Raw genomic sequence first — 23310 nt, 5'->3', positions numbered from 1 at the left:
TCTTCAATCGCGTCGCACAGTGATGGGCAGCCATGGCGCTGCTCATCACTGTCACCCTCTCCCTTCTTCTACCTGCAACCGCCTGGGTGGTGTATTCACTGATGTCCAACAACCAACGCAAGACTGATGCTGATCGTGTTAGCTACTCGGCGACGTTCCCCGCGAACGTCAGCCCCGACTCCATCTCCTCGTTCATCGAAACGCTCTCTGGTCCGCTCGCGACTGGGTTGCTCGGTCCGACCCCGTCTATCGCGTTCGAGACGCGAGCCACCGACCGTGGCATCACCATCGGCGTCATGCTGCCGAAGCACGTCGCCGACCACATCGAGTCCCAGGCGCGAGCCAAGATCCCCGGACTCAACCTCGCCCGCGACGAAGAGCGAGTCGCGCGGTTCTTCGATGCTGCGCTCGAGATCGGGATGCACTCTCCGTCTCGCCCGATCAAGGCCAACGCCAAGGGGCTCTCCACTTCGATCCTTGCCAGCATCCAAGCGCTGCTCCCCGGTGAAGAGGTCGTCGTGCAGTGGGTGATCGCTGCCAAGAAGTCCGAACCGATGCCCGCGAAGGACGCCAACAAGACGACGAACGAGTTCTCCGTGAAGCAGGCGCTGATCGGAACCAGGGATGCGGGCGGCGACGAACTGAACGAACGTCGCGAGAAGCTCGGCTCTACCAACTTCCTCGCCATCGGACGCATCGGATCCATCGCTCCAACGGTCGAACGGGCAGAGCGCCTGGCACTGAACACGTTCTCGTCGATGTCGTCGTCCAACACACACGCGAACTACCTGAAGAAGCGCCGTGGCAACCTGGCCGTCATCTCCGACCAGATCAACAGGGCAGCCACTCCCCCGATCTTCCCGGCTCAGCTGGCCGTGGGCGAGTTGGTAGGTCTCATCAGCTGGCCGATCGACAGTCCCTTCATCTCAGGCCTTCCGCACGCTGGCGTCCGGTTGATCGCTGCTGGTGAGAACATCCCGCGAGAGGGTCGCGTGATCGGGACCAGCAACTACCCCGGTCACAAGCGCACGATCGCGATGGACTACGAGTTCGCCGTCCACCACACCTACATCGGAGGCATGGCGGGCACCGGCAAGACGAGCCTGCTCGCTGAGCTGGCTCGTCAGGACATGGAGAACGGGTACGGCGTCATCTGCGTTGACATGAACAACACCGGCAGTACGGAGACGCTGGCCAATCGCATCCTCGACTTCGTGCCGGCCCACCGTATCGACGACACGATCATCATCCGACCCGCCGCCAACCTCGGCGCCGCCGTGGGCTTCAACCTGCTGGATCAGGGCAACCCGGAGACGGTAGCTCGGGACATCGAAGCACTGATGACGGCCCTGTATAGCGATGTCCAGGGCGTCAACATGCGCAAGCTCCTCTTCTACGGCGTGCAGACCCTGGCCGAGGCCGGCGGGTACACGCTGAACGATCTCCCCTACCTGGTTGCCCCGGACGGTGATGATCAGACGGCCTGGGCTCACCAACTTATGGACAACGCGAAGGACGCGGACCTCCAACGTTTCTGGTCGATGTGGAAGACGAAGAAGAAGGACGACCAGCTTCGCGAAGCGTCGCCGCTCCTGAACCGCTTCTGGCAGCTGACGGCGCGGCCCGAAGCCCGCGACCTCTTCGGTCAGACCGAGAGCGCGTTCACCATGGACGACGTGGTGATGCAGAACAAGATCCTCATCATCGACCTGGCTGGCGTCTCGTCCGACACGGCCCTACCGATGGCCACCCTGCTGATCAACGCCCTGTGGACCAGCGTCAACCGGAACCGACCTGAGAAGGCCAACTTCCTGTTCCTCGACGAGCTCCAGTTGATCGCCAAGCTGCCTGTGGCGGTCGACGACATGTTCAGGCGTGCTCGTCAGATGAACCTCGGAGTCAACGCTGCGACCCAGTACCTCCAGGGGCTCGACCAGCAGGTGAAGGCCGCGATCCCGAACACGGTGCGCAACCGCGTCATCTTCCGGAGCGGTAACGATGAAGCCCGACTCTGGCGTGACGAGATGGACCGCAGCCTGGTCGGGGAGACGGACCTGCAAAGTAACGAGCCGTTCGAGGCGTACGCGCAGCTCTCAACGAGAACCGGTCGCCCTTCTCCGATCTCGATCCACGCGCACACTCCAAGCAAGCCGACTGGGACTCGTGAGCGTGTGCTGAGACACAGCGAGACCCGCTACCTCAAGTCCTCGGAAGCAATCCTGCGCGAGGGAATCGCCCGGCGAACCGCGAAGATCGCGCACGGACCAGCCAAGGCCGGCGTGAAAATCGGCGTCGACCCTACGAAGCCCTGGAAGGGATGAACCACATGAGCGAGATGGACAACCTGATCGGCGGTCTGCGCCACGAGGCGTACCGCATCGAACTCCTGGGCGAGGCGGTCGCCGTAGAAGGCCGCGAGCTACGGCACGCCGCTGACACCCTGGAACGCCGCGTCCAGGAGCAGCGATCGAACGGGTTCGAACCTGACAACCAGGCGGCGATCGAGGCAGCCTTCGACAAGATGAGCGACGGACCTCAGCGCGAGATCCGCTACCAACTGGACTCGATGCGGGACGTCATTAGAACGATCCGATGAGAACGACGAAGGCCGGGTGCTGTGATGCACCCGGCCTTCGTCGTGTTCAGAGCTAGTTGGCTGCGTGGTACGCGTCCTGGATGGTCTGAGGGATGCGTCCGCGACTGGACACTTCGTGGCCGTTGCTGTTCGCCCACTCCCTGATTGCGGCGAGCGTCTTCGGGTCCGACTTCTTCGATGCGGAAGCGGCAGGTGCAGCGGCGCGACCGCTGGACTTGCGGGCTACGTCGACGAAGGGCGCGACTGCCTTGTTCAGCGCATCGATGTTCTTCTGAGAGAGGTCGACTTCGTAGGACGAGCCGTCGACGGAGAAGCGAACCGTACCGCCCTTACCGTCTTCGATGGGCGAACCGTCAAGGTCATCTACGAGCAGAATCTTCTGAGCCATGGCGCTGACTATACACATGACCGCACGAGAACGCCCCCAGCAATCGCCGAGGGCTTGAATGTCCGTTGGCTCGCCTTTGAGCCTTGATCGCGTCCTGCGCGCTCTCAGCGCGTCTGGCAGCTACTTTTCTGCGTTCTTCGGTGCCAGGTACACGCCGACGTAGCCGATCACGAGCGCGATGACCGCGTTCACGATGACGTCCAGTGCAGCGTTCACTTCCGGTAGGACGCTGATCCCGTACTTAGTTAGTAGAGCTGCTACGAGCGCAACGATTGCTCCTGCGATTGCCTTGCTTGTTGTCATAAAACTCCTTACTTTGCTCCGAAGAGCTTCTTAAATCCCGCGAGTAGCAGCTCGCCGGCTGTCCGGTCTGCGTCGCTCACGTTCACTTCTTTGATGACTTCCTTCTCCACGATCCGGTCGACCGGGACTTCCTTGATCACTTCCCGTATGACCTCAACCGGCTTCTCAACCACGACCTCCTTCGGTCGGGCCTCTAGCTCGGCGATGATCGGTTGGAACTTTCTGGTGAAGTCGAAGGCTCCCTTGCGAATATCGCGGAACCCGCCTGACGCCGCCCATCCCTCCCGGACTAGCTGACGCCAGCTTCGTCCGACCCAGCCGTTGAGTTCCTGGTTATCGAACTGACCCGCGTGTGTTTCATCGAAGGGATAACCCTTCACCTCTGAGTTGATGATCCGCAGCAGATCTGCGTCGTCTTTCGTGATCATGTCGTCGTCTCCTGTTAGCGTTTTCCACTCGTAACCTCCGCCGTTGAGCACCGTAGTCCCGTCTAGGAAGAATGCTGACGTTGCCGGGTATGAGTTGTTGATCACCCAGTTCCCATTTGCGATCTGGTGCCACCCCGTGCCAGTGAACCTGCCGACCCCGATCTCTAGGTGGATGTGGTTGCCGGTGGCGTTCCCTGCCGTTCCTTCCTGGTAGAACTCTTCGCCCTGTTCGATGCGACGTCCTACAGGAAGGTCTGTGACTGAGTTGTCGTGCGTCAGGCTCACTACTGCGTAGTCCTGGCGTCCGTCGGCAAACTGAACCGGCTCAACACTTTCGAGCCACACGGTGTTGCCGTTCGGCCAGACCTTCCGAACCACTCCGGTGAATGGAGCGAATGCGCTTTCAATACCAGGGTTAGAACCCGCGACATCAATCGCGTTGCTTCCAACGTGCGTCCCTTCACCTGCCTTCGTCGTAATGTTCATCACCCGCATCGGGAACAAGATGTTCTGCATCACTTTTCCCCTCGGCGAGAAGGGATGTCGTTGACGTGCAAAAGTAGGAGAGCACATGACCCCACTGCCATCAGCGCGCGAACGTCACTGTCGGGGGCAAAGACGATGTTGATCACAGCCACCACGATCAGGTACACGGCGAACGCGGTTAGCCACTTGTATCCCTTCCGCGTCGCGACCACAGCGCTGTAGGCGTACGGAATTAGGCGGATCATGAGCAGCACAGACAGGCCGATCATTGGTTGACCCCGAAGGTGACGGCCAGCACACCAGCCAGGACGGTCAGGATCACGACGACCGCGCCAACCAGCTTCTCGGACTGAAACCACTTGTTGGGCACGACCTGGACCGTGGTGGCGTTCGGCGCGTTGATCGTCTGAGCTCCCTGGCTCGGGTGCTCCTTTTGGAACGCAGCGACGGCGACAAGGCCGGTCTGCCACTCCTCAATCTTGTTGACGCGACCGTTCGTCTTGATTGCCTGCGTCTCGACACGATCCAGCTGAGCCTGCTGCACGGCCTGACTAGTGGTGATCTCAATCAACTTCTGGTAGATGTCAGAGTTGGTCGGAGCTGCCATCACTAAACGCGACCTCGCACAGTGACGGAGAAGGGAACAGGGTTTGCTCCCGCTACACGGTAGGCGTGACATGCCCAGGTGTAGGTTAGCGAGGTCGAATCCAGGTCCAACTCTGGGTTGATGAACGCCTGTGTGGCAAAGGCGCTCGGTGCAATCGTGATGCTCCACTTGCCAGACGCCGGGGACACGCCCGTTGGAAAGTTCAAGCCGGGGATGACGTTCGCAATCGACCCAGAGCCAGAACCACCAACGCTCCCACCGGTGAACTTCTTCTCGTACTCTTTCCACGTTCCATTATCGAAGACAGTCCAGCCGTTGGCATCGACAGTACGGGAGTTGAGCCCGGCACTCAGGCCAAGAACAGTTGTCTTTTTGTCCGTGTTCGATGACACGTCGCGAATCAAGACTAGGTCCGATGCGGCTGCGTTGCTTTTCGATGCTTGATCGGGGATCTGTACCATGTGAAGTTTTCCTTTATAGCCTTAATTTAGCATCAAGACGGCGATGTTGGTAGTTGCTGGTATTGTTCATTTGACAACTCCTCTTCAAGATCAGAGACGATGTTGCGCTGTTCGTCCAGCAGTTCACCGAGTTCGAGCACGACCTTGTGAGGGAGGTAACGGCGGGAGACGACCTGCATCACTTGCGAGTCGACGTAGTTCCCGAAGTTGCGGAATCCGATTATGTGTCCGACCTGGATCGTCTCGATGTCGTACTTCGCCGCTGATATTTCTATGGTTGAGGTGAAGATCGGCCGAGCAAATCTGCTCATGATCTTGTTGGCATACCGCTGCGCTGATGACGCCAGGGTGAAGCGTCGGTCCGTGATGCGGTAGACGCCGAGACCGTGGTCAGCGATAGCGCCTGCGTCCTGGTACACCTTGTAGAGGATCACGCCTCCGCCGGTGTCTCCCCCGACGAAGTAGATCTTGTTCCTCAGATCCTCCGCGGACTTCTTGATTGAGACGTCCGTCAGATGGATGCCCAAGTTGAACGTGTGATCCGGCGTGACGGAGCGCGGCTTGAAGTAGAGCAGGTTGTCTGCCGGGTTGCCAAACCAGTACCAGCCGGCGTCGGTCTGGTCGAAGGCGCTCTTGATACCTTCCAGCTTCGTATTGAGGCTGAACTTGGTGGTGATCGAGACGCCGGTGCTGTTGATCGAGTCCGACGAGTAGCCGATCCGCCCAGGGTTGGTGTCGAGCACGCTCTTCACGATCGCTTCGATGGCCGTCGTCGAGTAGCTGACGGTGGTGGCCGAGCCGTTCTTGATGACCTCGCTCTTCGTCAGCTCCATGCCGTGCGAGGCGATGGTGACGGTCACGCCGACGGATGCACCGTAGACCGCTTCGTAGTCGATGACCTTCCCGGTGAAGATCCGCCGACCGACAGGGGCTCCGGTGCTCACCATGTAGGGCTGGCCGGTGCTGTCGGTGTATGGACGTCCCATGTGGTCGGTCAAGGGTTCGAAGTGACCGTAGGTAGCGAAGACCTCCACGATGAGCCCGTTCTCCACGTCGGTGTCAGGACCGATCGAGTTGGCCGTCTGCGTCGTGACGAAGTAGGGAGCACCGTTGTGGTCGGTGTAGGCGTTGCCGAGGTGGTCTGTCAGCGGCGCTCGCATCTCCATCGTGTTTTCGGCCGAGCGGCCAAGCCGGACCTTTGTCGTCGTCCCCGGTGTGTTGATCTGCTGAGTGAACTGGAGGTCATCGATCACATCGCGCCAGACGCCGATGTACGTGCCGTCAGGCTTCGAGATCTTGTAGATGTAGCCACGCTCTGAGGTGTCAGGCAGGAGACCCGAAGGGACCGGATCGCCAGCCGGTCGCAGGACGATCCCCCACGTTGTTCCCCGCATGTACTCGGTCGAGTCGATCTGGACGCCGTACTCCATCCCCGCGAGCGCTGCTGGCGCATCCAGGACAGCTGAGCCGGTGAATGCACCGTTGTTCGCCGTCGTCAGGTTGACACCGGTCCCGCTCACTGAGTAGGAGGAAGCTCCATTGCTCCCTGCGTAGACCGCCACCAGGCGAGAGCCATCAACCGGGTTGGTGACCTTGCCCTGGTGGGTCTGAAGGAAGGCTCCGTCGTCGTCGAAGCTGATGCCCGCGATCGGGCTCGTGCCGTGCGCCCCCGAGTACTCGCGCACGGTCATGGCCATCGCGTTGAACTGCGAGACCCCTCCGCTCACCTTCGCGTACGCGGTGACGACCGTCGTGCCGGCCTTGGAGTTGCGAGCGAGCCAGAGCTGCTGCCCTCGCTGGAAGAACCGGCTGCGGATCTTGATCCACTCGTTCCCCCGGTCGTCTGCGATGGCTTGCAGAAACTCCGCCTCGTCTCCCCCAGCGATGAACAAGAGGAGGGTGTTCCCTGCGGTCACTCCCGGAACCGTCACGGTGTTCGTGACCTGGTATCCGTTGGCTGGACTGACCGCACCTTGGACGTACTGGACCGCCATGGTCTACAACCAGCGCCGCGTGTAGCGAGCAGTTAGATTGGCGCTGCGGCTGGTGAAGTCATCCAGGTAGTTGATGACGCCGACTCCTGGCCCCCACTGAGGGAACATGCCGCTGAACGGCGTTGAGATGCTGTTGACGTAGACGGTCTGGTTCAGGGAGTCGATCTCCACGATGTCGCCGTTCGCCCAGGTGCGGGTGATGGCCATGCCTCGAAGGGATGTCCCGTTCGTGATCGTGACGGTACGTGTTCCAGATCCGGCCACGGTGGTCAGCTCGAGGCGCAAAGACGGCTGCGTCTTGTACGTCCCGCCTACGGCGATCGGTATCGCCTGGCTAGCGGCGGTGATCGGGTACCCCTGGATGAGATAGCGCTCGGTCAGGTCTTGGCCGACTCCAGATGGCACGGTGAACGCGATCGAGAAGCCCGCGCTGGTCTGGCCCTTGGCGCGGGAGATGAGCGGCATCTGAGCGGTCGCGATGTAGCGGCGCTTGCCGGTTCCGTTGTCGATCTCGAACGGCTGCTGGGACGGAGCGAGACCTAGGTAGAGGGCGTCCAGTGCAGCGTCGAGCTCTGCGATGGTCGCCGCTCGGATCCAGCCCGAGACGGTGAACGTCTTGGTCTCCAGCGAGTCGCGGACGTAGACCGAGCCGTCACTCTGCGCGAGCGTTTCGGTCTGGATGTTCTTCTGCGCCGGGCTCCACACGTCTGACTCAACCGAAGTGATCGGAAGGGTCTGGAGGTTCAGCGCGCCGTAGGAGAGTTGGATCGCCATCACGCCATCCCCATGCGGGCGAACCGCTGCGCCTGATCGGCCTGTTTGAAGAAGCTGTCAACGGCGGCAGCGTTCTGAAGGATGACGTTCCCGTTGATGGTGATCGAAGGCGCTCCTGCGCCCTCTGATGAGGCCTGAGAGGCGGTCTTCCACGCAGGAGTGACCTGAGAGCCGGCCGGTAGGTTGACCAGCTCGGGTCCGTGCTCACCGACGAGAGTGGTGCCACCGGCTGCGAAGTTGGTGCCGATGGCCTTCTTGTTCATGTTGATGATGCTGTCTGTGGCGGCCTGGAAGCGCTGCTTCGTCTCCAGCGAGTAGACACCAGACGACTGCACTTGCACGTTCCGGTTGAGTGCGGTCTGCGTGGCATCGAGCGAGGTCCGAATAGAAGCCTGCTGACCTTCGACTGCACGAGTCATCTCGTCGTGCGCTTGCTTCACCAGGGCGATCGCGGCGATCGCGGCTCCGACAGCGATCGCAGGAAGAGCGATCGGCAGCAGCATTGCGGCCTTCGTAGTCAGGAATGTTGTTAGGAGCCCTCCCAGGCCGCTACCGCCGGTCATGATGGCAATGCTGGCCGTAAAGGCTGATACAGCAGCCTCAATAGCCATTGCGCTTTTGAAGGCGACCACCGCTCCGACCACTCCCCAGATAATCCAGGTGTTGTCGGACAGAAAGGTGATCAAGCCCGAGACGATCGGCATCGCAAGAGTGATCGCATCTATAGCAAGTCCGAACGCCCCGACCAGCCCGACCCCGATCGCCTGCGCCAACGGTGCGATGACGTTCTTCCACAGATCGTCGAGGGCGGGCATCAGGTCTTGCTTGACTTTTGTCCAGAGGTTGGTCAGCTTCGGCATCAAGTATTCACCGACTTGCTTGGATACGTCACGCACAGAGATCACGAAGTTATCGAATTGTGTAATGGCTCCCGACATGACTCCTGAAAGACTCTTTCCGAGTGAGCCGTAGTCAAATGAGCCGAGCGCACTCAGCGACTCCGATACACGGTCGAAGATCGGCTTCGTCGCCTCACCCGCCATCATGACCAGCTTGTCTTTCACCTGGTCGAATCGAGCACTGACGGTCTTGCCCTGTTTCTCAACAAGGTCGTAGTTGATACCCATCTCACCGAGCGTCTTGCTGATGATCTCCATCGCAGGAACACCCTGCTCTTTGAGCTCGTTGATCCTTTTTCGCGGCAGGTTGAAGCGGTCGATGATCGACACCCAGTCACCGGACAGAGCCTCGCGAAGCGAGAAGGTCGCTCCGGTCAGTCCCTCGGCTGGATTGACGGCGGCAAGAACCTCGGCCTGCTTTACGAGATCTTCAAGCGAGGTCCCGGAGGACTTCGCTACCGGCGTCAGGTTGGCTGCAGCGTCCGCCATGTCGGTGAAACTGAACTGCGTGAGCGCCGCTTCGCGCTTCACCCAGTCGAGCGTCTTAGCTACGCGCTCGTTGTCACCCATGAAGGCTTGGAGCTTCGTCGTGGCCTGTTCGACAGCACTGTTGAACCCGAACCCGATTGCTATGCCCGCGCCTGCGCCGGCGATCGCGAAACCGCCCGCAGCGACAGCGGTAGTGCCCAGCACTCCGCCAAGTGATCCAAGCGCACTGCTCAAGCGACCCGAGCTACCTGTCGCGTTGTCCAGCTCGTCTGCAACACCGCGGATCGGCTTTGAAGCTTTGTCGTCTGCGCTGATGACGATGTTGATCTTGTTGGCCACTCAATGGAACTCGCGACGGCGCTATTAAGTTATTTGGTTATTGCCGCTTTCTCTTTTTCCAATTTAGCACGCTCATCTTCTAGCGACCAGATCGTTCTTGCTTGCCAGAGCGCCTGCCACGGCTCGCGCTCGAACTCCTCAACAGAAAGCTTAAATTCGTGCCGGTATCGGAACGCGAAGAGGTCATCCAACACCTCAGGCGAGACCGTTTGGTGCATGCCCCGCACGATGAAGTTTCGGTACTGATCCTCTAAAGACTCGAGGTCACCGCTTTTAAACGGTCGGATCCCGTCGCCACTGACATGATTTCGTTTTGCCAGGAGAGGTTCATCGCGTCAATCACGTCAGGCACTTCGCTTTTGCCGAACTGGTAGGGAATCGCGACGCCCTCATCGTCCGTATTCATGATCACGCCGTCCTGAGTAGCATCAATGCAAGCCTGACGAACCAGACCGGCAAGCTTGGTGTCGTCGTCCTTCGCCGCTGTGAGTTTCTCGACCATCTCAGTTCGCTGTAACTCGTTTACTGCTCGTACCCTGACATAGCAGTCGTCCCACCCTTCGGCGAAACCCTTCAAGCTTACTTTTCGATGCGCAACAATATTCAGTCCCATAGAACCCTTTCACTTATTTGACGTTATTTACTCACACCGCGCCTCAAAAGAAAAGAGCCCCGGAGGGCCCTATCTTGTCGTACTCAGCGCCTGCCATTACTAAGCCGCTGCGTACGTCGCTCGCGTGTTGTTCAATAGACAAGTGATCGAGCTGTTCGTCGTTGTGTCGAACTCACAGAAGAACTGGACCGTCGCGGTGACCACGGCGTCGCGGTCGCGGGTGAGCTCCAGCTCGCGGTAGCGGACCTTCGATGCGGTGAACGTCAGCTTGTCGTTGCCGTTCGCGATCGTGATGCTCATCGCCTTCGCCACGTTGGTCAGGAAGTCGTCCTCGTACTGGGTGTCCCCTAGACGCACGACGAACTCACCGCGTGCCTCGAAGGCGCCACGATCGAACTCAGGCGCGTCGTCCGTGCCGAGTGGGAAGAACGCCTCAGACGTGCGCTCGAGAGTCAGAGCTACGCGGTTCGCCTTGACCGCTGTTGAAGCGGCCAGTGCTCCGGTGTTCGCAGCCACCTTGAGGGTGACGTGCTTGCTGGTGAACTCCGTCTCAGATGCCAGGGCGACCGTCTCTGTCGACGTCGTGCCGATGCGCGCCTTGACCGCGCTCGACACCTCGACCCACCCGCCGGCTTCGGCAGTGATCTCCAGGTTGTCGAACGTCGTGTACGGGTGTCGCTTGGAGGCGAGCGGTGACACGATGCACGTCGTCAGCGTCCTCGGGATGCTCGACTGGCTGTTGCTGAACGTGTGCGGGTACACGCCTGAGACGGCTGCGCCCGTGCTGACGTTGCCGAACATGCCGAGCAGCATCGCGCCGACGCTCTGCACGGTGACCTTGCCGCCGATCGTTCCTTCGACCCACTTCGCTGTGATCTGGCTGTCGTTCACACGGTCGACGACGCCCATGGCGCTCTCGTTCTCGACCGTGGTCTTCTTCGGCTGGATGCCCTGGGTGAGCCAGTGGAGCCAGAACTGCGGTGCGACGGGTGTCCCCGGCGTTGCTTCGATTCCGAGGCCGATGGCCTCACGTCGCGCTATGTATTGATCGCTAGTTGGCATCACCTACCCCTTTCTTTGTTGATTCATATTCTTCGAGGGCTTCCTCGTAAGACGTTGCCACGATAGACACACCAGTCTCAGGGAAGAAGTAGGTTTGCACCTCCTCTGACGCTTGTACTGTGGATTTGCTCTTTACCATGATTTCAATTTAGAACAATGCGCGCCTTTTGAACAGGACTACTCGTGCTCGACGATATCGACGGAGTAACGCAGCGTGAATGTCACATGCGCTTCGAGCGTTGTGACCCCGTTCGATCGCGGGGCGACGCCGTACTCGGTGTTCATCGCGTCCGAGACGGAGGTGACCCCCTCGGTGACGTACTGGCGAATCGCTCCCTTGACGGTGCGGTCGAGGAACCGGCCGGTGAGCGGGTCACGGGCGCCAACCAGCTTGCGAATCTCGCGCTGGTTGAACACCACCTCCTCGACCTTGTCGTTGGCGTAGCCGTCGCGCTTGTTGAAGACGAGCTTGATCATGATCGACTCAGTGACGTCGTCCTGGCCGAACGCGGCACCCTCGGTCACGTCGCTCAGCTCCGTCACGACCACGCAGGGGAGGTCGAACGTTGCGATAGCTCCTGGGTCGTCGTCGAAGTACTTCTTGAAGGTGGAGCCGAAGGTGCGCTCCATCAGGTTGAGTACGCGGACCACGGTGTCGCTATACATCAGCGCGCCTCATCTTGCGATCGAGGTCCTGCGCGATGAACTGGCCGATCTTCGTCAGGCGAGTGCGGTCGACGTCCATCATCTTGCGCTCGGGCACACCGCGGCCCTCGTCGTGGAAGTAGAAGTAGTCCTGGGTGTTGTAGAAGCCCACCGAGTTGCGCGTCGCCGTGAAGCGGAACCCCTCGTTCATGTCGCCGCTCTGGATCAGATCCGGCCGGCCCGGGAACTCGTGCGCCTTCTCGAGGGCGTAGGCGTCGCTGAGCGGCTGCCACGGCTTGCCGATGACACCACCGCGAGACACGAAGACCTCGCCCGAGAAGAACCCGACGAGGTAGTCACCGACGTCGTTCATGGCGTCGGACAGATCGAGGATGGACGATCCAAACTTCCGGATGCGTCGAGCGAGCTCCTCACCGCCTTGGACAGAAACGACGATCTGGGTCATCGCTACCACCTCTGCTTCACGGTGAACATGTTGGGCTCGTCACCGAAGTTGCTGGACACCCCCTCGTTAGTGTTGAGGCTGTTGCCGTCTTCGTCGACTATCGAGGCACCGCTTGAGGCGTGAGCCGTCACCGCGGCGCGTGCGTCCTTGAGTCGCAGCGCGTACGGGTTCACGTCGCCGTAGGCGTTCGTGAGCAGCATGGCAGCGGCTAGCTTCTCGGTCAGGACACGGATGGCGTCGGGTACCGGCTTGAACGGCACGGTGTAGGCCAGCGACAGCGTGGAGTTGATCTCCGTCTCTGCCGCACGGCGCTGCTGGTCGACGTCGAGGTCGCTCAAGTTGGTGGCGCCGCTGAACCCTGCCTCGGAGCGGATCGCGGCGATGGTCGCGTAGTGACCGAAGTCATCGCCGCGCACGGGCTCCGAGTTGGACAAAGCCGTCTCGTCGTTCGTCGTGGCGTTGTAGTAGGTCGAGCGGTACCAGAACGCACTTGAGCCGCCAGCGTCCGTGTAAAAGCTCGAGAGCTGGTCAGGATCGATGTTTCGCGTGGCGAGGACAGTGAAGAAGTCGTCGGCCGGCACGGAGCCGTCGATATTCGCCGCACGGTAGATGTGGATCAGGTCGCCCACGACGGACGTCACCGGCTCGAACTGCGAGTGGTTCAGCGTGAGCGGCGTGAGCAGGGTGAGCACGGTCGGATCAGTAGCGTTGGCGATGACCACGCGTTCGCAGCCCTCACGGCTGAGCGCTCCGACGTAGATGGTGTGCCCAGGCAAGAAGCCCTCGGTGCTGCGGACCGTGAGCGATGTTGCTCCGGCCGGTGCGGCAGCAGCTAGCTCCCCGCGCTCACGGATGTTGCTCTCGACGAATGACTGGATCTTGAGGGTTGTTGCCATGTGGTGCCTTCGGTCACGAGGACCTGATTACGGTTAGCGCGGGTGTGTCTGGGAGCAGGGTGATGCTCAACGTGTGCTCTGCGAGAGCGCGCGCGGCGGTGATGCGACGGTAGGAGGCAAAGCTGAACGAGCCGAATGCAAAAGAGCCCATCACGAGGGCGTTCCTACCACGAACGATGCGGCGCAGATGAGCTTCATGCTTGGCACTACTTATAGACAACCTGAAAGCATTTTGCAATGGGTGATCTAGCTACCGACCATTGCCAGTCACTTCAGAATAAGATCAACCCGAACATCGGAACTAATATAGCGACCGTGATTGCGGATGGAGCGCATCCGGCGCTGAGAAACGAAACGGTTTGTCCCGATTATCTTTGACATCTGACGGCCCTCTGCATCGCGAAAGTCGATTATTCGTGTCTTCGTGCCAGCATGATCCGGCAGAACAAATATTGCGGCTTCTCCGGCAGGAATCGTTCCTAGCTTCTTAGAAGCGTAGCGAGGGTAATCCTTTAAGTAATCACGGAACCACGGGAAAAATCGAAACAGGGTCATTCCAGTGGCGTCCCATTCATCGCTGGCCTGCGATCTGTAGTCATTGACGCGCTCGAACAATTCAGTTGGACTGGGACGATAGTAGAGCCATACATCAGTGAATGGCAGCTGGGAATTATTCTGCACTTCGAAAACGAAGTTATATCTGAATTTGAGGATGTCCCCTGTTTCGAACCCGCGCGCAGACTTTAACAGAAGCGACTGTGCACGCTCTCGATTGCGCTTGTCTTGCTGAAACACCCGAATCGCGACAAAAAGCGCGAGCGCTGTAAGCAGACCAGTAACCCAATCGGCGACAGAACCGAGCTCCATCGTACCGATCGCCTTGCCCAGCCCTGCAAGAAGCTCATCCACGCGCTCACCGTAGCGCCTTCCGTCGTCTCGGCCCCTACCATCAGGACATGGAGTTCCTCGCGTGGCTGATCACCCCAGCCGTCGTCGCCACCATCCTGTTCGGCGTCCTCCCCTACTACGACGCTGGCACTCGCTGGACGCGGCGCATCAAGAGCGACATCACGATCGCTTCTGGGCTCCCTGACGGCCACGAGAAGGAGATGCTGGAGCAGAGTGTCGTCGAGCAGGCCGAACGGCTCCGCGTCTACCGCAAGGCGTTCACTCCAGGAAGTCTCGTGCTCAAGTGGCTGGTCCTCACGTTCGCAGCAGCAACCACTGGCCTTCTCATCGCGTACCCGCCGATCAACTCTGGTGACGAGGAGTACCCCTTCGGCCCCGCCGACTACATGATGATGTTCACCGGCTTCATGATCCTGGTCCTCGTCGTCGCGCTGATTGGCAGCGGCCACGACGTGCACGGGCGCGATCCCGAACAGATGATTGCAGCGGCCAGAGCACGACGACATCGCAAGCGAACGGCGAAGCTTACTAAGCTCGACAAGCTGCGGGCTGAACGGATCAAGGCTGGCCACGGTATGAAGCCGAACGGGTCACGCCTCGGTTTTTCGACGCAAGTCGATCCGCTAGCCAACTGTGTCAGCACGTGGGAGATGCTTTACATCTCGCAGTTCAGCGGCTGGGGTGCTGGCGGCCTGGCAGATGACGCCTACTCAAGCCTGCGCGAGAAAGAGCGGACAGCACGTGCTGCCGAGTACGCGTCAGCGAAGGCCAACAGTGCACCAAAGAAACGAAAGGGGCTATTTGGGCGGTGAAGCTGTCGCGCGCTTCTCGATCGCGTTGATAATTTCGTTGGCATGAAGTTGCAGCTTGGTCAACCGGCGCTTGGACAGGAAACGGTTCCGACGAAGATCCCACCCCCACGTCTGCCCCCGAATGTCGCGGTAGGTGACAACAGTCACTTTCGCGCCGTCACCAATGGGGAGCATCAACTCGTAACCGTTGGGTGCCTCGAGATCTCTCACCCGATCGACACCGAAGATCGGCGTCCTGCGACGCACCTCGTAGTAGATGCGCAGACCCTGCCAGAGGCTAACGTCTCTCGCCTGAATCCGTTCGAGCGTCTCCGTCCACATCATGCTCGTCAACCTTTTCCAGGCGCGACGGGCGCTCTTACGGCGATACCGATCTACGTCAAAGATGATGGATACATCAGTGAAGAGATCCTCGGAGAAGTTGTCGATGCGGATCGAGTGAGTCCACGGATCATCGTCCCGATTGATCACTGATCGCATGCGGAGTTGGCGTGCGTGTGACTGCGCGTTGAGCATCCGGTCGTGACGGAATGCTTGCGCGGCGATCAGTACGGCCACCGCTGTGAGCAGACCCGTCACCCAGTCAGCAGTAGAGCCCCAGTCCCACTGCCGAATGTCTGGCGTGCCGGTCAGCCACTCAGAGACTCCGCCCCAGAACTCATCCACCCGCTCACCGTAGCGGGCTAGACGACCATGACGGTCGCGATGGTGCTCGTGATCGAGCGGCTCGTGCTGGCGGCGTCCCACTGCACCGTCACGTCCGGCGACATGTCCGCCGTCGTGTCGATCGTCGTCATCGCTCCGGCGTTGTCGATGTCCTGGAAGAACTTGCTCGCGCCGATGGAGTACGACGCTTCACCGCCCACGATCACCTTGCCGGCCGTGCCGACCTCGCGGACCACGATGAGGCAGTCGAAGGTGCAGGCCTTGTTCACCGCGCTGGCGAGCAGCGCTGACGTCAGGACGGATGCGACGACCACTCCCCCGAGCTTGACCCGGATGGTGAGCGACGAACCGATGAGGGGTGTTGAGTAGATCCCCTCGCCGTGGATGCGGATGCGCTTGCCCACCGTGAGCGCGTTGGCCTTGATCAGGTTCGAGCCGACGCCAGCGCCGAGCAGGCTCGTCTCGGAGACGGTGTTGGTGATGGTCTTGTTGACCGTCTGGGAGAAGATCACGCTGTCCGCGTTCGGGTTGTACGTCATCAGACGACCCTCCACGCGGACGGGAAGGCCTTGAGCGTGACCGCTGAGCCGGACGGCAGCGTGTAGGTGTTGGCCGTCGTCACGTTGCCGATCAGCTCGGTGCCGTTGCCCTTGATGGTCGCGGCGGCTGCGTTGATGTTGACGAACTCGTACATGCGGCCCTGACAGGTCGCGAGGGCGGGCAGCGTCTGGGTGGCGGTCGTGTTCAGCTCGACAGAGCACTGAGTTCCCGTCATGGTCGTTGCTGATGTCAATGCTGAAGCAGAGACGGCGGTAGCGAAGGACCCACCCGACTGAAGAGTTGAAGTGGGAGCGGCTGACATGCCGATAGCGAATCGCTGATTAGTAGAGTCGATACTAGCCATAGTCACATTTGCAGCATTCTTGTACTGAACGGCAGTGATGGAATCTGTACCGGGCCGAAAGATGAACGACCCATTGCCCTTGGTTCGCAGAGTGATTCCGATATTAGTGTCGGTTCCGAGCGGAAGTAACGTCGGATAGCCTCCCGCCCCCGCGTTTGACAGACTTAGGTAGTTGACCGCTGATGCCACTCCGGGAGTCGAGAATATCGGCAAGCCGTTTGCGTCGTTCAAACCTGTCAGAGAAGGTGGTACTGAGAACGATTTGACTCCGGTTATTGTCTCGGATCCGGTGAGATGTACAGCTGTCGGAGTCGTAGGGTTTGGATACGTACCACCCAGGTCCCCGCCCGCAGATCCGGTAGGAGCGCTGGACGAACTCTCAATTCGATCATAGATCGCATTCTTTGTGGGGACTTCGAGTGATCCATTCCAGCCGCTGCCGTACGCATCATCAGGTACCGTAACTGCGCTGTTATCCATTCCAGTATTATTGAAGTAGGTGAGGTTCGTGCTCGCCCCAGCACCTGCGCTCAGATACAGGTTGGTATCGCAGTTGAGCACCTTGTTATTGTTGAAGCTTACCGAATCGCACGCATAGAGAAACACGCCTCGAGCAGAACCGTCTACTATGTTGTCAGATACGACGACATCTCTGAGATATTGGAACTCGAGGCCTCTGTTCGAGTCAGTTCCAGCGTCTTTGATCCCTTCAATGTTGTTTCCTACGACAATAACTCTGCTCGTCTGGTAAAGCGGGATGTCCTGACCTTGGACGTATACTCGCCCGCCGATCACCTGGTTACTGACGATGTTTATATACTTACTCTCGTCAGTTTCCCCCGCGTTGCTATCACAAAAGACGGTGATGTTTGCGCCTATTGAATTTTGAGCCGCGCTTACGATATTGCCGACGATCGACGTGTGGTAGTGCGGTATCTTCTCACCTCCCGCGGTGATGTTCCCCTCGACAGTGTTGCCCTGAATGAGATTTTTGTGCATCGCAACTGTGTTGATCGCCGAACGAGAGTTGAAGATACCTAGTTGGCCCTGCCGAATAAAGCAACGCGTGATCGTGACCTCCGAGAGCACAGACGACGCATCGCTCGGACCACCAAAGATCGTGTCACCATATCCCCCTGAAGTTAGGGTGCACCGATCGATTGTGATCTTTCCGTATGTGCCCCCACCTGATGCCACCAGTTTGATGGCCGGGCCAAGATTATCAAGGGACCATAGATTGTCGATGGAGATGTTGTCGCAGTTGGACACGATTATCGAACCATCGCTCGACGCCATTTGGCTTCCGTCAATCCTCAGGTCCGAGATGCGCGCGTTGGTGATACCGCTGAGATTGATCGTACGTCCACCTCCCCCACCCATTTGCAGGACCGTGCCGTAACCTTCCCCACGTAGCCACACGTTCGATCTCATACTTATCGCACCCGTCAGGTCAGCTGCTAGCCATTGACCCCTCACCTGCACGACACCGCCCCCCGCACTATTCACTGCCGTGATAGCGGCATTGATTGCAGCTGACATGTGCGCGTACGAAGCTCTCGGATAGTCCGAGCCAGAAGGTCCCACCGTCGCCGTCACTGTCCGCAGCCGTGTCGAAACCAGGTTGATCGCTGTCGCTTGCGCCGTGCTGACCGGCTTGGCTGCGTCGGTGGTGTTATCCACGCTTCCCAGACCGACGTGCGCCTTCGTAATGCCGGTCGGCGTTCCGGTGAACGCTGGTGAAGCCAGCGGTGCCTTGAGCGCCAGTGCGCTGCTCGTCGCCGCTGACACCGGCTTGCTCGCGTCGCTCGTGTTGTCCACGTTGCCGAGCCCCACGTCACCCTTCGCGAGGGTGACTGCGCCTTGCTTGCCCGCGACCGACTGAACGGGCGCGGATGCACCGGCTTGGAAGGCATCGACGTAGCCAGCCGGGTTGCTCGCGTTGTACTTTGCGTTCAGAGCCGTCTGTGTGGCCGCGGAGACGGGCTTCGCTGCGTCAGACGTGTTGTCGACCAGGTTGAGGCCGACATCGGCCTTGGAGAGGACGACGTTGCCTGTGCGGCCGGCGACGGTGCGGACATCGCCGCGTAGGTCGAGCCCATCAACGAGCTCGTCGACGTAGGTCTGGTCCGCCTTCGTCAGGACCGCATCCTCGATCGCCTCGAGAGTGCCCGCTGTCACCGTGCCGGCGATCACCCACCCAACCTGCACGATCTTCGGGAGTGAGCCTTCTGTCCCACGCGCGAGGACGACGTTGTCTCCGCTGACAGAGGTAATGCGCGCGATCTCGGCGTTGTCGGAGCTCGGGTCCTTGCCGTACGGCGCTAGAGTCACAGGCATGTCGGGAGCAAAGAGGAAACCATCGCCGGGAGCGACCGTGAAGTTCATTCCCGACGTGCGATTTGCTGGCACTGATGCCAGGAACGACTGCGCCAGATTCTTGTGAGTAGGGAATTGCATCTACTCATTAATATAGCCCGCAAGCCCGATTATGGGAAGAAGTGATTCGGACAATGGACCCAGCTCTTATCCCATTTATTTCAGGTGCATTTGCATTGGGCGGTACAGCCTTCGGCTTCGGTTTGAAACTACTCGATGATCGCCTAAAGCGAAAACGAGAGGATGCTCTCAGGTGGTCCCCGACTGTAAGAGAACTTGGAGCGACTTACCTTAAGGCGTCCGACGATCTGCTGTTGCTGACGCGCTACATGACCAAACCGACTCCCTTGACGAACAGCAAGTTTAGACAGGATTTCCGAGATCTTTTTCCAGGCGCAGAAGAGCCGCTCGGTCGCCTATTCCACAATTACACATCATTGTCTATAGTTGCAAAACCTAATATCGTGTCGGCCGCAACGATCCTTTGGGACGCCGCCCGTGACTCTCTCTTTTGCAATTTCGAGGATCTTCCAGAGGCAGTCGCCGCGCACGAAAAGGCGCAAAAGGCCTTCATCTCCATCCTTCGCCACGAACTCGGAGTGGAGCTTCTACCGAAAGCGAAGCTAGCGGAGCTTCTTATCGTTGATACTCGGCCATTCGGAAGCCAGAAACCGGACTCATCAGCCGAGCCCGATGTTGCAAGGTCGCCTATAAACCCCGCCTCTGCCCAGGGGCAGATCACACCTATTGAAGAATCATCATGACATCTATTGTTCCTACACCTACCGTGAGCCCTTTTCTAGTAGAGATGGTCGGGGGTGAGGCCGACCCCTGGTTCGCCGGCATCGCTGGCTCGCTGGCCACTTTGATAGCAGGTGCGCTCATCGGTTTTCTGAGTTCGTTTGCTACCGAGCGCATTCGCGCCGGACGCGACGATAAGCTTCGTAAAGAAACACAGATACGTGAGGACAAGTTGCGGGCTGAGGCATATGAACGTGAAGATGATCGGCGCTTCGACGACACTCTGCGACTGGCGGTTGCCGAGTTTATGGCCGCGGGCCAAGGTCTCCAGACTCTTGGGTTAAAGCTGACGGTGTACGATACGGGCAAGCGCGAGGAGGAAACAAATGCGTTGAAGAAACAGGCTCTAGAAGAATTTCCGCAAATGTGGGCGCTTCGATACGCGATCGATTTGGTAGCATCTGAGGACATTCAGCTGGCCGCGCTTCATTACGCGGAAGCGGTCCAAAATGCGACGACTGCGTACAAAGAAGATGACAAGGTCGCCTCGAAAGCGAATACCGCCGCGCGTGACTTGTCTGATCTGGTCAGGAAAAAGCTGAGCGGTAAGCCCGGAGAATACAGAAAGAGCACCCATCAAGAGGGTGCTCCGGCTTCCGAACCAGACAAGTCCTAGTCCTGCGTCGCTGCTTCGATCGCCGCAACGATCTCGTCGCGGGTGTTGTCCTTCGTGACGTCGAGCGTCAGCCCGTCAGTCTCGGCCCGAGCCAGTAGCTCAGCCTTGGTGAGGGGCTTCGTGATCTGCTCGGCTTCGATCTGCTCGACGACGAACTGACCGTCAGCCTCGATCTCATCGGCCTGCTCAGCGGTGAGCGGGCCTTCGTAGCCGTACGCCTTCGTCACCGTGACGCCAGCGCGGGTGCGCTGGTCGTACGGGAAGTCCCATGGGAGTGTGACCTTGTAGTCAGCCATGGTCAACCGCCTAGTTCGCTACCGCACCAACGATGAGCTGGTGGTTGCCGTAGCCGGCGTTGTGACGAGCGCGTGTACCCCAAGTGAAGATGTCCTTGTCGAACGCGCGGTCGCTGTTGATGTCGGTCTTCGAGATCAGGTTGATCGCTACCCGGATCTGAAGGATGAACGGCATGAGCCCTTCGCCGAGGTTCGCGACAGCCCACTTCTTGCTCGTCGCACCGAGATGTGGCAGCACGATCACTTCGTAGCGGCCGTAGTACGGGTTGTCGACGGCAGCGCCGCCCTCGACGATCGTCTTGCTCTTCACGAGCTTGTTCGCCGCAGCTACGAGCGCCGGGCCAACGATGAGGGCTGTGCCCTGGTAGCCGAGCACTTCGTCCTGGTCGTCCTTCATCGCTGCGAGCAGGAGCTCAGCGGCGTCGAGGTTCGCGACGTTAAGGTCCTTCGCTGTGCCGAGGTAGTTGCCTCCGCCAGCGTGGTTCGCGTCGAAGAAGTTCTGGCCGTCGAAGATCGGAGTCGTGAAGGCGAGGTCGAAGGCGCTCGACACGAGGCGGGTGTAGTGCTTCCCAGCCTTGGTCGCCATCGTGCTGAGCGCGATCATGATCTGACCGGTCTGGTCGTCCTCAAGCGCGTCTCGGTCGACGTCGAGAGTCGATTCATACTTTTTGTTCGTGATCTCGTACTCAAACTTGCTGAGCGTCCCAGGGATGCGCTCTGACTTGAACTCACGCAGTCCGGGTACGTTGCCGAGCCACGCATACTTCTCACTGGTGTTCTTGCTGTTGACCGGCATCGCGATCTTCTTCCACAAGTCCGCGTTCGGTGCGGTCTCGTAGCGTTTCTGCCATGTCACGTTGATGTTCGTATTCAACGATTTCAGAAACTCTTGGGTGATAACTGTCATCTAGTGGATTCCTTTCCTAGACCTTAGATTTTTACGCGCACTTCAGTTGCTGATACGAACTTCACCACCTGACCAACGCGAACGTCGTTCGTTGTAGTTGCTGCCAGAGCGACTACGTTGTCATCAACTGCGAATACGTCTTGCTGCACCCATGCTTGGGTTGCACCCGTGCAAGGGAATGAGAACACTCCCTCTTTCCAGACACGAACGTATTTGTCGACGTCCTGGGTGCCCGCGCTGTCTTTGGTCTCCATCGCGACACCAGCGAATTTCTCCCCCGCTGTGTCTGATCCTTTTTTCGCAAAGCCAGCAGCGTTTGTGTTGACAATGCTCCCCGCGAACACCTTTGTCGATGGGGCAAGATCGACGTCAACAAGGATGCCTTCTTGCCTTTGGTCTGGACGTGGTGCTGTTAAGTTAGCCATTTACTTGATCCTTCCTATTTACCAGCCGCTGCGGCTGCTTCTTTTTTCTTGTACTCAGCGATCTCTTCCGGCGTGTTGCCGAAGTCGCTGCCGAGGCTCTTGTCCTCGTCGGTCAGTTCGACCGCGACCGCTTCGCCACCGTCACCGCTCGGTGCTGATGCGATGAGCGTGTTGGTAGGGAGCGCTTCGAGGAACGCGCTCAGGCTCGTGCGCTGGCTGTCGCTAGACGCCATGAGCAGAGACACCGCGCTGTCGAGCTGGTCGCTCTTGATCGCGCCGCGCTCGATGTGTGCCTTGACGGACGCGGTGAGACGCGTCTTCAGCAGTTCTTGCTGTGCCTCGCGGCCAGCCTTCGCGTCAGCCTGAAGCTGGGCGATCTGTGACGCGGTGAGCCCGTGTGCGCTCGCCTGAACAGGACCAGCAGCGGGTGCAGGTTCCTCAGGTGTCGCAGGCTCCTCGGGCGTTGCTGGTGCTTCAGGCGTTGCTGGCTCGTCGACAAGTCCGAACGCTGTGCGCTCGTCGTCGGTGAGTTCTGTCTTGTGCTCAGCGAGGAATGCTTTCTCCTCGTCGGTCAGCTCGTCTGCCTTCTTGGCACGTAGTGTGGCTAGATCCATAGATTCTCCTTCGTTGTGTTTATCGCTGCCGCCAGCGTCGCGAGACGCCATGACCGGTTTCAGCTTCTTGAATAATGGGATGTTCGTGAGCGCAGCGCCGGTGAAGACGTTGTCCACGAACTCGCCCTCGACCTCTGGGTTCTCCCACGGGAAGTCCCGCGGGTTCCACTCAGGCGAGATGTACGCATACTCCTCTTCATTGAGAGAGCGAGCGCCCTCTCGCGTCCACTTGACGCTCCCCCACAGCTCGGTGCCGTTGTTCTCAAGGAACAGGCCAGTGATCCAGGCAGCAGCCTTGCCGCCCATATCATGGCCGTAGTTCAGCGGTGCGCGGTTCTTGTTCTCCGCGACGAGGCCAACGCCGGACTCGAAATTCGTCACCATGTCGGCGAGATCGCTTGTCGTCATCTCGAACGCACCGTGCCACGGCGTGTGCCAGTGGCCGGCGCTCATAAGGTGAATAGCGGCTGGTCCGTTACCGTCGGCGTCCGCCGAGATCTTGATTAGTCGTTGTACCGCTTTACTTGCCATATCTGCC

The 23310-nt window shown here is 59.4% G+C and carries 25 protein-coding genes; 5 read left to right on the top strand and 20 right to left on the bottom strand.

The window, feature by feature from the left end; all coding sequences use genetic code 11:
• The first annotated feature begins 32 nt into the window (after positions 1-32).
• Both C1I64_RS04880 and C1I64_RS04875 read left to right on the top strand, forming a co-directional pair.
• Positions 33-2321: a type IV secretory system conjugative DNA transfer family protein gene (locus C1I64_RS04880; RefSeq protein ID WP_127886397.1), complete on the top strand. Its 2289-nt coding sequence runs from the start codon at positions 33-35 to the stop codon at positions 2319-2321.
• 5 nt (positions 2322-2326) lie between these two features.
• Positions 2327-2596: a hypothetical protein gene (locus C1I64_RS04875; protein ID WP_127886396.1), complete on the top strand. Its 270-nt coding sequence runs from the start codon at positions 2327-2329 to the stop codon at positions 2594-2596.
• A 52-nt stretch (positions 2597-2648) separates the two neighbouring features.
• Here C1I64_RS04875 and C1I64_RS04870 read toward each other — a convergent pair whose 3' ends face one another.
• From C1I64_RS04870 to C1I64_RS04810, 13 genes are all read right to left on the bottom strand, one after another.
• Positions 2649-2984, bottom strand: coding sequence for a histone-like nucleoid-structuring protein Lsr2 (locus C1I64_RS04870; RefSeq protein WP_127886395.1), 336 nt, complete (start codon positions 2982-2984; stop codon positions 2649-2651).
• A gap of 311 nt (positions 2985-3295) precedes the next feature.
• Complete coding sequence (locus C1I64_RS20315) at positions 3296-4234, bottom strand: M23 family metallopeptidase (protein WP_208645086.1); 939 nt, start codon at positions 4232-4234, stop codon at positions 3296-3298.
• A gap of 232 nt (positions 4235-4466) precedes the next feature.
• Positions 4467-4808 (bottom strand): hypothetical protein, encoded by a 342-nt coding sequence (locus tag C1I64_RS04860; RefSeq protein ID WP_127886394.1) that lies wholly within the window; start codon positions 4806-4808, stop codon positions 4467-4469.
• A gap of 2 nt (positions 4809-4810) precedes the next feature.
• A complete protein-coding gene (locus tag C1I64_RS04855; protein ID WP_127886393.1) occupies positions 4811-5269 on the bottom strand; it encodes a hypothetical protein in 459 nt (152 codons plus the stop codon).
• A gap of 32 nt (positions 5270-5301) precedes the next feature.
• Positions 5302-7263 carry a hypothetical protein gene (locus C1I64_RS04850; protein ID WP_127886392.1) on the bottom strand — a complete coding sequence of 654 codons (1962 nt, stop codon included), beginning with the start codon at positions 7261-7263 and terminating at the stop codon, positions 5302-5304.
• 3 nt (positions 7264-7266) lie between these two features.
• A complete protein-coding gene (locus C1I64_RS04845; protein ID WP_127886391.1) occupies positions 7267-8037 on the bottom strand; it encodes a phage distal tail protein in 771 nt (256 codons plus the stop codon).
• Positions 8037-9764 (bottom strand): hypothetical protein, encoded by a 1728-nt coding sequence (locus tag C1I64_RS04840; RefSeq protein WP_127886390.1) that lies wholly within the window; start codon positions 9762-9764, stop codon positions 8037-8039. Before C1I64_RS04840 ends, C1I64_RS04845 begins: the two co-directional genes overlap by 1 nt.
• Positions 9765-10014: 250 nt before the next feature.
• A complete protein-coding gene (locus C1I64_RS04835) occupies positions 10015-10266 on the bottom strand; it encodes a hypothetical protein (protein WP_127886389.1) in 252 nt (83 codons plus the stop codon).
• A 210-nt stretch (positions 10267-10476) separates the two neighbouring features.
• Complete coding sequence (locus tag C1I64_RS04830; RefSeq protein ID WP_127886388.1) at positions 10477-11439, bottom strand: phage tail tube protein; 963 nt, start codon at positions 11437-11439, stop codon at positions 10477-10479.
• Between the two features lie 177 nt (positions 11440-11616).
• A complete protein-coding gene (locus C1I64_RS04825; protein WP_127886387.1) occupies positions 11617-12105 on the bottom strand; it encodes a hypothetical protein in 489 nt (162 codons plus the stop codon).
• Positions 12098-12550 (bottom strand): phage virion morphogenesis protein, encoded by a 453-nt coding sequence (locus C1I64_RS04820; RefSeq protein ID WP_127886386.1) that lies wholly within the window; start codon positions 12548-12550, stop codon positions 12098-12100. The genes C1I64_RS04825 and C1I64_RS04820 overlap by 8 nt, the downstream gene beginning before the upstream one ends.
• 2 nt (positions 12551-12552) lie before the next feature.
• Entirely contained in the window at positions 12553-13446 is an 894-nt protein-coding gene (locus C1I64_RS04815) for a hypothetical protein (RefSeq protein WP_127886385.1), read from the bottom strand.
• A gap of 267 nt (positions 13447-13713) precedes the next feature.
• Entirely contained in the window at positions 13714-14355 is a 642-nt protein-coding gene (locus C1I64_RS04810) for a hypothetical protein (protein ID WP_127886384.1), read from the bottom strand.
• A gap of 47 nt (positions 14356-14402) precedes the next feature.
• Between C1I64_RS04810 and C1I64_RS04805 the strand changes: the two genes are divergently transcribed.
• Positions 14403-15167 carry a hypothetical protein gene (locus C1I64_RS04805; RefSeq protein ID WP_127886383.1) on the top strand — a complete coding sequence of 255 codons (765 nt, stop codon included), beginning with the start codon at positions 14403-14405 and terminating at the stop codon, positions 15165-15167.
• Here C1I64_RS04805 and C1I64_RS04800 read toward each other — a convergent pair.
• Genes C1I64_RS04800 through C1I64_RS04790 form a run of 3 tightly spaced genes read right to left on the bottom strand, consistent with a single transcriptional unit; the run spans position 15153 to position 19194 of the window.
• The gene (locus C1I64_RS04800; RefSeq protein ID WP_127886382.1) at positions 15153-15833 is read right to left on the bottom strand and encodes a hypothetical protein; all 681 of its coding nucleotides are present in this window, start codon (positions 15831-15833) and stop codon (positions 15153-15155) included. The genes C1I64_RS04805 and C1I64_RS04800 overlap by 15 nt on opposite strands.
• A gap of 17 nt (positions 15834-15850) precedes the next feature.
• Positions 15851-16372, bottom strand: coding sequence for a hypothetical protein (locus C1I64_RS04795; protein ID WP_127886381.1), 522 nt, complete (start codon positions 16370-16372; stop codon positions 15851-15853).
• A complete protein-coding gene (locus tag C1I64_RS04790; protein WP_127886380.1) occupies positions 16372-19194 on the bottom strand; it encodes a right-handed parallel beta-helix repeat-containing protein in 2823 nt (940 codons plus the stop codon). The genes C1I64_RS04795 and C1I64_RS04790 overlap by 1 nt, the downstream gene beginning before the upstream one ends.
• Positions 19195-19247: 53 nt before the next feature.
• Between C1I64_RS04790 and C1I64_RS04785 the strand changes: the two genes are divergently transcribed.
• Together C1I64_RS04785 and C1I64_RS04780 are read left to right on the top strand one after the other, a co-directional pair.
• Positions 19248-19877, top strand: coding sequence for a hypothetical protein (locus C1I64_RS04785; RefSeq protein WP_127886379.1), 630 nt, complete (start codon positions 19248-19250; stop codon positions 19875-19877).
• On the top strand, positions 19874-20530 hold the full coding sequence (locus C1I64_RS04780; RefSeq protein ID WP_127886378.1) for a hypothetical protein: 657 nt from the start codon (positions 19874-19876) through the stop codon (positions 20528-20530). Before C1I64_RS04785 ends, C1I64_RS04780 begins: the two co-directional genes overlap by 4 nt.
• Here C1I64_RS04780 and C1I64_RS04775 read toward each other — a convergent pair.
• The 4 genes from C1I64_RS04775 to C1I64_RS04760 are packed head-to-tail and all read right to left on the bottom strand — an operon-like array spanning position 20527 to position 23303.
• Complete coding sequence (locus C1I64_RS04775) at positions 20527-20826, bottom strand: hypothetical protein (RefSeq protein WP_127886377.1); 300 nt, start codon at positions 20824-20826, stop codon at positions 20527-20529. The two genes, C1I64_RS04780 and C1I64_RS04775, sit on opposite strands and share 4 nt — an antisense overlap.
• A gap of 10 nt (positions 20827-20836) precedes the next feature.
• The gene (locus C1I64_RS04770) at positions 20837-21733 is read right to left on the bottom strand and encodes a Mu-like prophage major head subunit gpT family protein (RefSeq protein WP_127886376.1); all 897 of its coding nucleotides are present in this window, start codon (positions 21731-21733) and stop codon (positions 20837-20839) included.
• Positions 21734-21756: 23 nt separating this feature from the next.
• Positions 21757-22158 (bottom strand): hypothetical protein, encoded by a 402-nt coding sequence (locus tag C1I64_RS04765; RefSeq protein ID WP_127886375.1) that lies wholly within the window; start codon positions 22156-22158, stop codon positions 21757-21759.
• A gap of 14 nt (positions 22159-22172) precedes the next feature.
• Positions 22173-23303 (bottom strand): phage protease, encoded by a 1131-nt coding sequence (locus tag C1I64_RS04760; RefSeq protein ID WP_164874440.1) that lies wholly within the window; start codon positions 23301-23303, stop codon positions 22173-22175.
• Positions 23304-23310: the final 7 nt, after the last annotated feature.

It is taken from the genome of Rathayibacter festucae DSM 15932 (assembly GCF_004011135.1).
Classification (GTDB): domain Bacteria; phylum Actinomycetota; class Actinomycetes; order Actinomycetales; family Microbacteriaceae; genus Rathayibacter; species Rathayibacter festucae.
Note: the sequence above shows the minus strand (reverse complement) of the source record. Positions and strands in the feature narration are given on the sequence as shown.

What these genes read in the sequence shown, in the direction of transcription:
- C1I64_RS04880 (WP_127886397.1), top strand. Translation starts at nt 33, where the DNA reads ATGGCGCTGCTCATCACTGTCACCCTCTCCCTTCTTCTACCTGCAACC.
- C1I64_RS04875 (WP_127886396.1), top strand. Translation starts at nt 2,327, where the DNA reads ATGAGCGAGATGGACAACCTGATCGGCGGTCTGCGCCACGAGGCGTAC.
- C1I64_RS04870 (WP_127886395.1), bottom strand. Translation starts at nt 2,984, where the DNA reads ATGGCTCAGAAGATTCTGCTCGTAGATGACCTTGACGGTTCGCCCATC.
- C1I64_RS04860 (WP_127886394.1), bottom strand. Translation starts at nt 4,808, where the DNA reads ATGGCAGCTCCGACCAACTCTGACATCTACCAGAAGTTGATTGAGATC.
- C1I64_RS04855 (WP_127886393.1), bottom strand. Translation starts at nt 5,269, where the DNA reads ATGGTACAGATCCCCGATCAAGCATCGAAAAGCAACGCAGCCGCATCG.
- C1I64_RS04850 (WP_127886392.1), bottom strand. Translation starts at nt 7,263, where the DNA reads ATGGCGGTCCAGTACGTCCAAGGTGCGGTCAGTCCAGCCAACGGATAC.
- C1I64_RS04845 (WP_127886391.1), bottom strand. Translation starts at nt 8,037, where the DNA reads ATGGCGATCCAACTCTCCTACGGCGCGCTGAACCTCCAGACCCTTCCG.
- C1I64_RS04835 (WP_127886389.1), bottom strand. Translation starts at nt 10,266, where the DNA reads ATGGTCGAGAAACTCACAGCGGCGAAGGACGACGACACCAAGCTTGCC.
- C1I64_RS04830 (WP_127886388.1), bottom strand. Translation starts at nt 11,439, where the DNA reads ATGCCAACTAGCGATCAATACATAGCGCGACGTGAGGCCATCGGCCTC.
- C1I64_RS04825 (WP_127886387.1), bottom strand. Translation starts at nt 12,105, where the DNA reads ATGTATAGCGACACCGTGGTCCGCGTACTCAACCTGATGGAGCGCACC.
- C1I64_RS04820 (WP_127886386.1), bottom strand. Translation starts at nt 12,550, where the DNA reads ATGACCCAGATCGTCGTTTCTGTCCAAGGCGGTGAGGAGCTCGCTCGA.
- C1I64_RS04815 (WP_127886385.1), bottom strand. Translation starts at nt 13,446, where the DNA reads ATGGCAACAACCCTCAAGATCCAGTCATTCGTCGAGAGCAACATCCGT.
- C1I64_RS04805 (WP_127886383.1), top strand. Translation starts at nt 14,403, where the DNA reads ATGGAGTTCCTCGCGTGGCTGATCACCCCAGCCGTCGTCGCCACCATC.
- C1I64_RS04795 (WP_127886381.1), bottom strand. Translation starts at nt 16,372, where the DNA reads ATGACGTACAACCCGAACGCGGACAGCGTGATCTTCTCCCAGACGGTC.
- C1I64_RS04790 (WP_127886380.1), bottom strand. Translation starts at nt 19,194, where the DNA reads ATGCAATTCCCTACTCACAAGAATCTGGCGCAGTCGTTCCTGGCATCA.
- C1I64_RS04785 (WP_127886379.1), top strand. Translation starts at nt 19,248, where the DNA reads ATGGACCCAGCTCTTATCCCATTTATTTCAGGTGCATTTGCATTGGGC.
- C1I64_RS04780 (WP_127886378.1), top strand. Translation starts at nt 19,874, where the DNA reads ATGACATCTATTGTTCCTACACCTACCGTGAGCCCTTTTCTAGTAGAG.
- C1I64_RS04775 (WP_127886377.1), bottom strand. Translation starts at nt 20,826, where the DNA reads ATGGCTGACTACAAGGTCACACTCCCATGGGACTTCCCGTACGACCAG.
- C1I64_RS04770 (WP_127886376.1), bottom strand. Translation starts at nt 21,733, where the DNA reads ATGACAGTTATCACCCAAGAGTTTCTGAAATCGTTGAATACGAACATC.
- C1I64_RS04765 (WP_127886375.1), bottom strand. Translation starts at nt 22,158, where the DNA reads ATGGCTAACTTAACAGCACCACGTCCAGACCAAAGGCAAGAAGGCATC.
- C1I64_RS04760 (WP_164874440.1), bottom strand. Translation starts at nt 23,303, where the DNA reads ATGGCAAGTAAAGCGGTACAACGACTAATCAAGATCTCGGCGGACGCC.